Below are 14,376 nucleotides of genomic sequence, written 5' to 3'. Positions count from 1 at the left end.
AAATCTCAGTAACTGCCAACTTGTTTTAGTTCTTGCTGACCATTGGTAAGTAGAGCTTACGGGTTGGGTCAACATTCTCAGTCACGTTGATAGTGACTGGAATTTGAACATTTGGTCGGGTTGTGTCGTTGGTTTGGATACACAGGTTGACTGTGTGGAGACCAGCGGCCAAGCCATTGGTGTTGAATTCAAGTGCCACATTGGCTGAGCCATCGGCTGCAATCGTACCGCTATTTGGTACTGCGCGAACCCATGGAGCAGCATCAGCAACACATGATGCACCGCCACCAATATCGAGTGAAACATCGTCGAGGAAGAAGTTGGTGTTACCACTGCCATCAACAAACGATTCAAACAACAAGGTATGGTTGGTGGTATCGGCCAAAACGGCTGCGCTGATTGGAACTTCGACCAACGTGTAGGTTGGGAAGTCGGCAACTTCTGCGTTGGTAACCGTGAAGACCGTAGTACCGTCGATCTTAACCTTGAGATAGTCGCTATCAACACCGCTTTGTTCGTTCATAAACAACCAGAACGATAAGGTACCTGAGGCATTGCCAGCAGCGGTAAAGGTTTGCGAGATCGTGCCCAACTCATCTGGTGGGCTTTGTGATGGGGTCAGACCACCAAACCAAGCGTACCAAGTTCCAGTGTGTGGAACGTCGGCGGTGCCAGTTGAACATCCGGTGGTACAGAGCACAACCCCGAAGTTGGTTGAGGTTTGGCTCCAGTTTGGATTCGAACTATCGCCAGCATTGGTTTCCTCGAAGCTGCCATCTTGAACAACTTCATCGGCTGGAACAGTTTGCTTGCTACCAGCAGAGCGTAAGTTGGCTGGAACTGGCTTGCGGGTTGGTGCTGCTTCGCCACTTGGGGCTTGGCGACCACTTGCAGCCAATTCAGCGATTGTCCACGTCAAGGCCGCTGCACCGTTGTTATCCAAGGTGAGGGTTTGGGTGGTAATGCTGTTGATGGCAACCGTTTCGCTAATTGGAGTGGTATCAACATCCAAACATGGCGCATTCAAGCGCAGTTGACCATTTTGGGTCACTGTGCCAGCGGTAGGAACCGTCACGTTGTAGATTTGGGTGACATAGCCAGCCTTGGCAACGGTAACCGTGTAGCTACCAGCAGCCAAACTATAGCTATATGTCCCCGAACCACTGGTGGTCAAGACAGTTGCTGGCGTGGTGTTGATCGTCACGGTTGCGCCACTTAATGGAGCAGGTGAGACATCACATGCAGCTAAGCCTTGAATCGTACCACTGATCGTACCGAAGTTCGGTGGAGCAGTAACCGTCAAAGTAACAGGGATAGTTACCACTGGTTGAGGAGCGTTGTGGTTCAAGACCAAGTTACCGGTATAAACCCCAGCTTGGGTCAGACCGTTGGTCGAGAAGCTCACATTGACGACTTGGGTGCTGACTGGCGTACCAGCCAAACCAGTAATCGTGTTTGGCGTTTCAGTCAACCATGAAATGGCATCACAGGTAGCGCCAACACACAAGGCCATTTCGCTGCGCAAGCGAGCTTGGTTGAAGCTGAATTGAGCAGCTTGAGCCGTGCTTGCTCCACGCACACCAACGGTTGCACTCAAACCATTGTTGTACAACGGATCGCCGTAATCGAGATCTTTATATTGGTAGATCATGCCACCTTGTTCGTTGATTACAACTTGGAAGGTTGCATTACCAATACCGTTATAGTGCGGGCGATTTTCCCACTGAACGATCAATGAGCGGTTTGGCGCAGTACCAACAACTTTCCAGTAGGTTGCCCCTGATTCATCATCAACATCATCCCAGAATGGCGAGATAACATTGTTGGTTGCGCCAGTTAGCAAGGATTCGTTAGTTGCGGCTACATCACCAGTGGTTGCACCGACCAAGACAACCCCATTGTTAGCAACCCGCAAGTTACGGCTGCTGGTGTTGAAGATGGTTACAGTGAATGGGCTAGTAATGTTGGCTTCAGCATCATCGGTTAAGTTCAAGTTCGTCCCATCGTTGGCTTCGAGCCAGCTATAGGGAACTTCCGAGATGGTATAGCCAGCTTGGCTGATTGCGCTGCGGCTTTGCTCACTAATGGTTGCATTGAGCGGGGCAGCACCCTTGCTGGTGACAACCAAGGTTTGGTTAACCGGAGCAGCGCCCAATTGGAGCGAAGCGCTCAATGAGCCTGGGCTAACCGTGACACAAGGCTTATTCAAGCGTAAGGTGAAGTTTTGGGTAACTTCAGCACCATCAGCAACTGTGACGCTTTGCGATTGACCAAGGTGGTCAACGGCGCTAGCGGCAACAGTATAGGTGCCACCTTGAGGCACGAAGAAGGCATATTCACCATTGGCATTGGTGGTAACTGTTGCAGTCATCCCGCTGGTATAGGTGATCAAAATTGTAGCGCCAGCAGCTGGAGCTGGAACAGTGTCACAGACCCCTGATGAGGTAACCGTACCACTAATTCGTGCTTGAGTTGCGGCTGGGTTGACCACCATCGTCACTGGAATATTGAAGGTTTGGCTAATCACTGAGGAGTAGCCAAGGTTCAGGCTGCCAGTGTAGGTGCCAGGTTGGGTAATCACACCGGGATTCCAGCCAATTGCTACGTTGGTGCTATCACCACCAGCAATTACGCCAGTCGCAGGAGCTTCCTGCAACCAGGCAATGCTATCGCCACTACCAACAATTGCTTGCAACACACGCTCAAGCACGGTGCGCTCGATCGCTTCGCCACTGGCACCAGTGCCCAAGTTAATGAAGTCGGTTGCGAGGTAGACAGCTTTGTAGCCATTACGTTGGATGAAACTACCGCCAACTGCGTTATTGCCATAGCGGAAGATTACCGTCGATGAGCTACCTGGAGTATAGAAGTCAGGGTATGCATCCACTGAGGCAGCATTTACGCCAGCCATGAAATCGAAGCCAGTCAAGGCCCGATTCGCAGCACCTGGATCATCACCACCATAGGTTGAGTCAAGCATGGTTCGGTAGAACGTGCCTGCATTGGTGAAGAAACCAAGGTCGTTGTCAGCGATAAACAGCTTACCACCTGCGTTGAGGTATTCAGTAAGTTTGGTTTCGCTGGCATTATTGGCGGTTGCGTTAGTTGAACCAAGGAAGAGTACTGCATCAAAAGTTTGCAAATTGGCCAAGCTACGGGCTTCGAATGCAATGTTATCGATTGATTCAAAGGTATAGCCAAGCGCGGTCAAAGCCGTAGTTGCAGCTGTTGCCGAGGTTGCTGAGTTGCGTTGAACCACCAAGACGTTGCCACCAGCGCGGTTGACCGCTGGGGTAAAGCCAGTCGCACCATTTTCGCGAATGGTGTAGGTGAATGGCTGAGTGCCATTATTGGTTAATTCTAAGCCAACCGTATCGGTGAATGGCGCATCACCAAAGGTAAAGGTGCGGGTCAAGCTGGCTGGGGTATAACCAAAAGCTGGTGTAATTTCCAGATCTTGGGTTGTCGTAACCCCATTGCTAATCGTCAAGCTGGCGCTATCAGCAGCGAAACCAATCTTTGAAGCGGTCAGGGTATGACTGCCTGGCTCCAAGCGAATGGCAAAGCTACCGTCAGCTTTGGTCTTGACGTATTGGTTGCTGATGGCGACCGTTGCATCGCCAACTGGTGCACCGTTAGCGCTGTTGGTCACAATCCCTGCGACCGCGCCAGCAGCCAAGGTAAAGTCTTGGGTCGCCGTGCCTGCATCAACCACCGTTACCGATTGTGATTGGGTGGCGTATTTTGGTGCACTGACCGTTACCAAGGTTGAGCCAACATTGGCTACTGGAATGGTGTATTGACCAGCAGCATTGGTTGTGGTGCTATAGCCAATGACCGAAACATTTGCTCCCACAATTGGGCGGCTGGGGGTAAAGGCATCACGTACCGTCCCTGTAATTGAGCCGTAGCTCAATACAAAGTTTTGGGTCGTGGTGACATTTTCGGTAATCGATACGCTTGGAACAGTTTGGAAAGCACCTTGCAAGCTAGCGGTTACCGCATAGGTACCAACTGGTACGATCATGCTGTAGTTACCACTGGCGTTGGTCAAAGCGCTTGAGCCACCGCTGGTGCGAACCGTTGCGCCAACAACTGGGTTGTTGTTGCTTTGGGCAACGCGGCCAGTCAAGGTACCGGTTGGGCCAACCGAGCCGTTGTAGACATACAAGGCAAAGTCTTGGTCGGTGGTATCAGCATTGCCTGGGATGGCATCGCCAGCGATGTTGCGGGCAATGACTTTGACTTGGATCGAGCCACTTGTGCCTGCTGGCAAGTACACACCTTCAATGTTGTTCTTGTTATCAGCAGTGCCGCCAGTGGTTGAAAGTGCGCCGTTGAAGACGTTACCTTTGTAGGTTTGGCCACCAACCGTCACTTCGAGATCAAGGTCGTTGACATAGCTGTTGCCAGTGGTGCTGCCAACTGCGTCAGTCCAAGCCAAGGTAATCCGAATTGGTTTGGCTGAATCGGCAATCTGACCAACTTGGGTAAATTCTTCACCCGTTGCGCCGAAGGTGCGGGTTTGGTCAACCACGATCCGTGGGGTGCTGTCCAAGGCCGGAGCCAAGTTTACATCGCCCCAGCCTTGGTTATTTGATGGCAAGGTGCCGCCAGTCCCATTCCCGTTGAGGTAGCGTGTTGAGGCCAACATATAGGCTTTCAACATTGCTGGGCTTGGAGCAACCCCACCGCCGAAGCTGGTGCGATATTTGGTGTAGAGCAATGAAGCCGAGCCTGCAACTGCTGGGGTTGAGTGGCTCGTACCACTCGACCAGCTATAGAGGGTTTGACCATTGGGGTAGTGAGTGCCACTGCTTGGCCCACAAAGGCCAGTCCCATCAAAGGTGGCGATTTGTGAAGCTGGCCCCATCACGTGCGTCCCGGGAGCCATGATGTCAGGTTTTACCCGTGCATCATCGGTTGGACCACGGCTGGAGAAACTGGCAATATCATCAGCACTATCAGCATTGCCTTCGTTACAGCCGTCGAGCACGCCTTCGTCGCGCACGTTTTCGGTTGCACCTACGGTAATAACGTTTTTGGCTGTACCAGGTGAGCCAACTGTGTTCGTACCTGAACCAGCGTTACCAGCGGCAATGATGTGAGTCATTTCTTGGTTGCCAGCAGTGGTGCTGCTTGCATCGCGGGTTCCTTGGTCGAAGGCTTGTGATGAAGCGGTATAGGCACCACCACTGTTTGAACCCCAACTGTTGGACGAGATGGCAGCGCCATGGCTGTAGGCCATTGCAATAATTCCAATGTAGTTGCTACCGCCACCACAATTGGTCAGATCAAAGCTCCCAGCATTGTTGAAGATCTTGGTGCTGGCAATTCGGCTGAATGGCGAAATGCCTAAGCCAACGCGATAGCCGCCAGCAATCCCTGAGCTAGCACCGTCAACGTGGGGCGAGCCAGTCAGGTTGTTGTAGCTACCAACGATCCCAATATTCAGGTTACCGTGGCCTGCCTGACCATTACCAGTGGCATCGGCAGTACAGTTACCAACAGCTGTAATCCGTGAAGTACCAGGCCGAACCCCATTGACATAGAAGTCAGGATGCAATGGTGAGGTTGTCCCATTATCCAGACCATCATCGACAACATCGACAATTGGATATTGGTTGGGGTCGGTTGGCACGCCTTGGCTTTGCAACCAGCTTAAGTAGCCTGGGCCGTTCGGCACCACTTTGCCACCAGCGGTGGTTACGTTACCAGCAATAATTTGGCCTTGGCGCTCATCCATTTTTTGAGGAGCTTCCCACGCTTCAATGTTGTAGACATTGGCGCGGCGAGCAATTGGAGCCAAAGCGGCTTCGCTGACTTGCACCGAAATTGTAGTGAAATTGAGCACCTGCCATGGGGTCGCGTACACTTGGGCGCTGGCATCAAGCACTTCGCGCACATCACGTTCAACCGTAGCACTGTTGTAGAACTGAATCGTAACATCGACCAGCCCCTTCGCATCAGGGTTGCTGGCTTTTTGGCGGAACTCAGGAGCTAAGCGATATTCGGGGTGGTAGGCACCAGCCCATTGAATCGCCCCATTGCTCTTGCTGAGTGCATCAAGTTTGGCCACAGTTTGGCCATTTGCCCAAACGAGGTAAGCGTTGTTGGGCATATATATGACGCGTTCCGCGCCAGCTTTGGTTAGTTCATCCAACCAAGCATCCTTGAGCGGCCCCGCAAATTGCACCAACCACAATTGTTGGTCGGCAGTTGGGCTTTGGCTCAGGCTTGGTTGCGGCGTGGGAACGCTCTTTAAAGGATTGAAGCTGATTCCCCGTAAGCCAATCGTATCCAAATCGGCGGCTTGTGCACCAGCCAATTGACTAAGACTGCTGGTGTTGTTATTGGCAACTTGCCAGACTGAAAAAGAACCATAATCGGCAATCAATGTGCCATTCGTGCGGACAAATTTGTTGGCTGGGCTGTTTGGTTCAACGAGGAACTTGGTCGTCGCAGTCGGAGCACGCATTACTTCGGCACGGGCTGGTTGCGCCGCACCCTGAAGTCCCAATGAGAGCGTCATTGCAATGAGGGCTGCTTGCCGAATGAAGGGGAATTTGGCCATGCCATCCTCCACACACAAGTGTGTATGTAATACCAGTCAATTCCAAGAGGTACAATCGTGAGCATGTGGCTAAAATATCAAAATAAAAATATTAAGCTGTATCCCTCCTTTCTACAAAAGGGGATTGTCGCAGGTTGGTGAGAGTAATAGCTTAAAAAAGCCCGTTCACTGGCTATGGGCGTATTCTAACGCTTCAGTTTGAGGCGCTATGGGGCAACAATCTCTTATATCCATTATCCCGTTGGGGATGGGACTATTGTACTAGCAAGCATTTTTTTATGCAAATTTAACCTAATTGCCCATTCTAATCAGCAAAATCTAATATTTGCTTAACGAAAACCCCCTGTGATTAGAGGATCACAGGGGGTTTTGCTTGATGAGTTTTAAAATCAGGCTATGTACTTAGTTGCGCATAATCATAGGTAGATAGAGTGGATAGTTCGGGATCGCCGCTGGCTCAACGGTCAAGCTAACGGGAATTCGTACATTTTGGCGATTGGGGTTGTTAGTAATCAAGCATAAACTTGCAGTATGCGTGCCTACTGCCAAGCCCGTTGGGTCAAACGCAACATCAATTGTTTGCTCGCTATCGGCGGCTATACTGCCCCGAGTCGGCTCAACGTGCAACCAATCCACTGCATCGCCAGCACAGCTTTGGATTAAATCAAGGCTCAGATCGTCAATAAAGAAGTTGGTGTTGCCGCCTTGGACAATTTGGGCTTCAAAGCGAATGCTATGCAACTCGCGGCCACCGAGCACTTGCTCATTAATCGGCACAGTTACAAGGGTGTAGCTGCCGTAATTGGCCCGATCGGCATTGGTCACCCGAAATACTTCATTGTTGTTGATCAGCACTCGCATGTAATCATCAGGCCGATCCATCGGCGCAGTAACCGATAACCAGAAACTCAATGTACCTGCGCTAAAGCTGGTTTGGCTGAAGTCTTGGCTGAAATAGCTGGTTTCAGTGCCAAAGTTTGACCCAATCCCACCCATCCAGATAAACCAATCACCAGTATGCGGCATAATATCATCACACTCCACAGTGCAGAGCAAGCTGGCAAAGTTGCGCGAATCTTGGCTCCAATAGGGGTTGGTCGCCACATTATCGCTAATCGTAGTGGCCTCGAAGCCGCCATCAAGCAAACGTTCGCTGGCTGGAACCAGTTGCGGTTGAGCCTCTGTTTGGCTGGTCGTTACTCGTTGGGCATTGGCTGCCAAGGCTTTTTGTTGTGGCAAACGTTCTTCAATTTGCCAATCGAGCACACCTGCGCCGATATTGCTCAAGCTAAAGCTAGCGGTGATTGGCATATTCAATTCGGTTGTGGTGGTAATCGCTGGCGTACTGCTGGTATCCAAACATGGCGCTTTCAAACGTAACAGCGAATCTTGCTGATAGGTCTGGCCTGCCTCAACTGTTAGTTGATAGCTGACACTGGTAAATGCCCCCGGGTAGCCTTCAACCAATACGTTGTAGCTGCCTGCCGGAATTGGGCGGCTGTAGTTGCCCACATTATTGGTATATAAAACCGTTGGCGGCTCAGTGTCAATCGTAATTTTGACGTTGGCCAAAGGCATTGGATTAACATCACAAACCAAGGTTGTTTCAACCAAACCATTCAGCACGCCATAGCCTTCGGGCAAGGTTACATTGACGGTTACAGGAACAACTACTGGCGGCTGTGGCGTGGTGTGGTTTAGCACCAAATTGGTGGTGTACACGCCAACCGTCTCAAAGTTGCTGGTATCAATCGCGAGATCAACCGTTTGGAAACTCGATGGTGTGCCAGTCAAGTTGCTAAGTTTATTCGGGCTAACGCTCAGCCAATTCAAACTATCGCAGGTTTGTGAGATACACAAGGCCATGCGATCACGCAGCACTGGCTGATCAACGCTATATTGGGCAATCTCGCTGCGTGTGCCGCGTACCCCAATCGTAGCACTAGCCCCAAAATCCAAGAATGGTTCGTTGAAATCAACATCCTTGTATTGGAACAAAATATCGCCTTGTTCTGAGAGCACCGCTTGGAAAGTGGTGTTATCCCAAAAGTTGTAGTGCGGGCGATTTTCCCATTGCACCACCACCGCGCGATTGGGCGCTTCGCCGACGACTTTCCAATACACGCCGCCTGTTTCATCATCCAAATCGTCCCAGTAAGGTGCAATTACGTAGTTATGGATGGCGTTCTCTAGGCTGGGATTGAAGATTTCGATCAAGCCAGTCAGATTGTTGAGAATCATCACGCCGTTATTCGAGATGCGCAAATCGGTGGTGCTCACGCCATACAAATTAATCGGAAATGGCGTGACGATATTGACCAAATCGTAAGCACCCATATTCAAATTCGTGCCATCGCTGGCTTCGATCCAGTTGTAATCAACTTCGGTCAGCGTTAGATCGCCGCTGTTGACGGTTTTAGCACGGGTCTCACTAATTGCTACATCCAGCGCTTGCGCTCCGGTGCTGATCACAAATAGTTGCTCGGTTTTGCTTTCGCCAAACACCACATTGGTATTGATCGCATGTGGCCCAACAATCAGACAACCTTTATCTAGCCGCAATTGCACATTATTGACACTTGGCTCACCATCAGCAACCGTAATACTTTGGCTGCTGGCAACGTGGTCGGTTGCGCTAAATTCAAGGCTATACTCGTCGCCTGTTGGCACAAACACCACATACTCGCCTGCGCTATTGGTGCGCACGCTGGTAACCAAGCCTTGTTGATCATTGATCGTCACCAATACATTAGCTAATGGCGCTGGGGTATTGCTACAAACGCCCGAGCCAGTCACAACGCCGCTCAGTCGGGCCTGGCTGGTGTTGGGCGTGATCGTAATGCTGATTGGAATTTCGGCAGTTTGGGTGTAGACCGCTGTTTGGGCCAAAACCACCGTGCCAGTGTAAGTTCCAGGTTGAGTTAATCGATCAGGGAACCAGCTAACTGCCACCGAACTGTTTTGTCCTGCTGCCACTTCGCCGCGCAATGGCGCAAGCTCCACCCAATTAATTTGATCGGTGGTTCCCAGCAATTGAGCAAGACTGACTTCAACAATATCGCGTTCAATGCGCTCACCAAAGGCACCTGTGCCAAAGTTACGGAAATCAACTGCCAAATAAATTGCTTTATAGCCGTTACGCTCAATATACGAGCCACCAACCGAGCCATCGCTATAACGGAAGATCGCGCGTGATGAACTGCCAGGCGCGAAATAATCAGGGGAGAAATCAACCACCATGGGATTGATTCCGGCCATGAAATCTAGCCCAATCAAGTTGTAATTGGCAGTGTTAGGATCGTCGCTGCCAAAGCTCGCATCAAGATATTGCTGATAAAAACTGCCTGTGCGCGTGAAGAAACCCAAATCGTTATCAGCAATCAACAACCGCCCGCCAGCATCGAGATATTCGGCCAATTTGGCTTCTTGCGGGTTGTTGGCAGCAGTATCGGTTGTCCCAAGATACATCACTGCATCGTAGGCTTGAATATCGGCCAAACTCATTGTGGCAAATTCGCCAAATTCAATCTGGTCGTATGCATAGCCTAGTTGGCTCAGCGGGATGGTTACGGCGTTAGCATCATCACTACCCGTGCGCAGCACCACCAAAATCCGTTGTTGGTTACGCGCAGGTGTAAAGCCAGCATCGCTCAATTCGCGCAGGCTATAGCTAATTGGCTGAGTCGTATTGTTGGTTAATTCCAAGCTCAAACTATCGCTAATCGGAGCCGCCCCAAACTCAAAGCTTTGGCTAAGGCTGCTCGGTGTATAGCTGAGCAATGGAATCAAACTGAGGTTTAATGTGCTGGTCAGGCCATTGCTAAGGGTCAAATTCTGCGTTTCGGCGATTAGGCCAACTTTGCTAGCCCCAACGCTGTAGCTGCCCAAGGGCAAACGTAAACTGTAGTAACCCGCCGCATTGGTTTTGACCGTGTAACTGTCAAGCGTGACCACAGCATCCTTGACTCCTAGGCCGCTGCTGGCATCGCTAATCATCCCTTCAACCGCACCCGCTGCCAAATTGAAATTGCCTGTGGTGGTGGTATTGGCAACTACATTCAGATTTTGCTGCTGCGGCGTGTAACGATCGGCCTGAACATTCAGCGCCACCGTGCCCGGCGCGGCCACCGGAATTTGATAGGCACCTGAACTATCAGTAAAGGTACTGAAGCCAGCGGTCGAAACCAAGGCTCCACCAATTGGCAAACTGGGCGTGAAGCTATCGCGCACCACCCCGCTAATGCTGCCATACACCAAGGTAAAGTTTTGGCTAATTTGGGCATTTTGGCCAATGGTGAGCGCTGGCACACTTTGAAATACGCCATTTATGCTTGCGGTCAGAGCATAGGTGCCAACAGGTAGAACCAAACGATAGTTCCCATTGGCATCGCTCACGGTGCTTAAATTATTGCTGGTGGCAATTCGCACATTAGCAACGGGAGCATTGCTGGCGTTGCTCACCCGCCCCGTAACTGTGCCAATCGCGCCTTGGCTAGCATTGTAGACATACAGGGCAAAATCTTGGTCGGTAGTATCAGCATTACCAGGAATGGCATCGCCAGCAATATTGCGGGCAATCACCCGCACCTGAATCGCGCCACTTGCCCCTGCTGGCAGATAAACCGATTCGACATTGTTTTTGGCATCGGCCACGCCGCCAGTCGTTGAGAGTGTTTCATTAAACACATTTCCTTTATAAACTTGGCCGCCAACCGTCACTTCCAGATCAAGGTCATTGACAAAGGCATCGCCAGTAGTACCGCCCGCTGCATCTGTCCATGTGAGGGCGACCCGCAACGCTTTGTTGCTATCGGCAATTTGGCCAACTTGGCTGAAACTTTCGCCGCTCGCCCCAAACACATGGCTTTGATCAACCACAATTCTAGGGGTGCTATCGAGTGCAGTTTTCAGGTAGACATCGCCCCAACCTTGCTGATTGGTTGGCAAATTGCCGCCAGTATTCACCCCATCCAAATAGCGGCTCGAAGCCAACAAATAGGCCTTAAGCATAGCTGGGCTTGGGGTTGCTCCATTGCCAAAGCTTGTACGATATTTGGTGTAGAGCAATGAAGCTGCGCCTGACACAGCGGGAGCTGAGTGGCTGGTACCGCTTGACCAGGTGTAAAGGGTTTGATTATCAGGATAATATGGATTAGTTAGGCCACCACAAACCCCAGCGCCCAGAAAGCCCGATTCTTGGGGGGCTGGGCCAATTACGTGTGTGCCAGGAGCCATAATGTCGGGCTTGATTCGGCTATCATCGGTTGGGCCTTTGCCCGAAAAAACCGCCAAATCATCAGCATTATCGGCTTGCGAAATCTCACAACCGTTGCCATCCAAAACGCCTTCATCGCGCACATTTTCGGTTGCACCGACCGAAATCACGTTTTTGGCAGTGCTCGGTGCGCTAACCGTATTTGCCCCAAATTCACCCATATTGCCTGCGGCAAAAATATGCAACATGGCTTGGTTGCCCGCATCGTCGCTGCTCGCGTCACGGGTTAGTTGGTCGTAAAGCTGTGAATAAATGTTGTACGCGCCCATTGAGCCTGGCTGGCCCCAACTATTCGAGGTAATCGCCGCTTGATGCTCATAACCAGCAGTCACAATATCGGCGTAGCTATCGCCACCATCACAATTGCTAATGCTAAACGAGCCACTATTACGAAAGATTTTGGTGCTGGACATACGGGTATAGGGCGCAATTCCAAGCCCAATATTATAGCCGCCAGCAATCCCAGAGCTAGCTTCATCGATATAGGGAAAGCCTGTGAGATTGTTGTAGCCGCCGATAATTCCCGCGTTGATTTGGCCGTGACCCGCCAAACTATTGCCGCGCGGGTCAAGAGTACAGTTGGATGTGGCGGTGATGCGCGAAGTTCCAGGTCGCACGCCGTTTAGATAAAAATCAGGATGCAATGGATTGATCGTGCCATCATCGAAGCCATCATCGACCACGTCAACAATTGGATACTCGGCAGGGTTGTTGGGCAAGCCTTGGCTTTGCAACCAGCTTAAATAGCCAGGCCCACTTGGCACAGTTTTGCCATTCAGCGTCGTCACATTGCCCGCGATAATCTGGCCTTGGCGTTCATCAAACAGCTCTGGCTCACTCCAAGGCTCAATATTGTAGATATTCGCTCGTTGTGCCAACGCTGCCAATTCAGTTTCAGGCAGTTGGACCGAAAGTGTGGTGAAATTGAGCACCTGCCATGGTCGGGCATGCAGTTTGCTACTCGCCGCAATGACTGCATCAACCGAGGCTTGTATATCGCCAGCATTGTAGATTTGCACGCTGACATCAACCAATTCAGTCCGCTTGGGGCTACTTGCCTTAGTGCGTAGTTCTGGAGCCAAACGATATTCAGGCTGATAGACACCCATCCATTGAATAGCGTGGCTGGTTTGTTGTAATTGATTGAGCTTGTTGAGGCTCGCGCCATCAGCCCACACCAAATAGCTATTGCTCGGCACATAAATCACCAATTCGGCTCCAGCCTTGGTGAGTTGCTCCAACCAAGTATCTTTGATTGGCCCGATAAATTGTACCAACCACAATTGATGCTCAGCGGTTGGGCTTTGGGTTAATCTGAGGCTTGGTTGGGCTTTCAGTGGATTGAAGCGAATCCCACGAAAGTTAAGCGTATCTAGATCGTTGGTTGTCGCACCAGCCAATTGCTTAACCTGGTTCAGTTGATTATCGGCAATTTGCCACAAACCAAATGCCCCATAATCAACCAGCAATTTGCCATGAGTTTGGGCGAAACGGCTCGCTGAGCTACCAGTATCGATCAACAGTTTGCTGAATGTTTGCGGGTTTGCCGAAGTTTGGGCGGCGCTTGGTTGCCCAGCTGGCAATGCCAAACCCACCAGCATCAACGCCAAAACCAGTTGGCGCACCAAAGAAAATCGAGCCATGCTATTTCCTCCACACAGCGAGATCACGGCAACAAGTGCCAACCACAGCCGATTCAATCGACCAGACCAGCGTGATTGAACCGACTGCCCCCTTGACTTGAGCACAGCAAAGCCAACCTAGGAAGGTTGTAGTTGTAGTCAAGCCTCGATTATTCAGTTGTTGCAGCATTGCAGGGAATGTAGCCAAACCAGCATTCGTACTCGAACGTGTTCGCTAAAGAGACCGGTTCCAGAGACTGCGATCCAAAGGTATTGCGTTTAAGAATGCTTGGTACTATGTCCGCCAATGGACGAATTAAGCGAGCAGCCTTCCTCGGACGGTGCGTGGTGTAGGAGCAACAGCGAGCCTAGATGACGCGAAGTATGAGGCACTTCATCGTGGGGCTGAGCAATAATCGTGATTGATTATTGGGATCGGTCTCATTTTACTAAAAATTTTATTTTTTGCAACTAACTCAATCTTTGGATTGATGTCTACAAATCAAGCCGTGGTATAATCGCCCTAAATCAGAATCTGGTTCGCGGGAGTATTAAGCGCGTTTTTACAGAGAGTAGCTGGCTGGTGCAAAGCTACACCCAGTGCCCAACTCGCCCGTTTATGCCCCATCAGGGAACAGCTTCGGCCTAGTAGTTGGTGGCGGGTGCGCCCGTTATTGCGCCTACGAGTGATGTGCTTCGGCTCATAAGCAGGGTGGTACCACGGGGTTTTGCTCCGTCCCTGACATGGGTTCGGGGTTTTTTGTTTTAGATTTTTGTTTAGTTCCCTCACCCTTCGCTTACAAGGGTAGGTTTCTGCTGCGAACCACGGATAGGCTGGTTCATCGGTAGATCTATGACTACCAACAATTGCCCTTGAGGGGGTGCAGGGGGCTTTAATCCCCCTG

General features: G+C 50.9%; 2 protein-coding genes. Both read right to left on the bottom strand.

Features of this window, described 5'->3' with window-relative positions:
• Positions 1-25: 25 nt before the first annotated feature.
• Positions 26-6,574, bottom strand: a complete 6,549-nt coding sequence (locus DEF47_RS22480) for a carboxypeptidase regulatory-like domain-containing protein (protein WP_012191941.1) — start codon at positions 6,572-6,574, stop codon at positions 26-28.
• A 402-nt stretch (positions 6,575-6,976) separates the two neighbouring features.
• Positions 6,977-13,492, bottom strand: a complete 6,516-nt coding sequence (locus tag DEF47_RS22475; protein WP_012191942.1) for a carboxypeptidase regulatory-like domain-containing protein — start codon at positions 13,490-13,492, stop codon at positions 6,977-6,979.
• Positions 13,493-14,376: the final 884 nt, after the last annotated feature.

The sequence above is a fragment of the Herpetosiphon sp. genome (assembly GCF_003512625.1).
Classification (GTDB): Bacteria; Chloroflexota; Chloroflexia; order Chloroflexales; family Herpetosiphonaceae; genus Herpetosiphon; species Herpetosiphon aurantiacus.
Note: the sequence above shows the minus strand (reverse complement) of the source record. Positions and strands in the feature narration are given on the sequence as shown.

Excerpts from the sequence above, each read along its gene's own strand:
- DEF47_RS22480 (WP_012191941.1), bottom strand. The coding sequence starts at position 6,574 with ATGGCCAAATTCCCCTTCATTCGGCAAGCAGCCCTCATTGCAATGACG.
- DEF47_RS22475 (WP_012191942.1), bottom strand. The coding sequence starts at position 13,492 with ATGGCTCGATTTTCTTTGGTGCGCCAACTGGTTTTGGCGTTGATGCTG.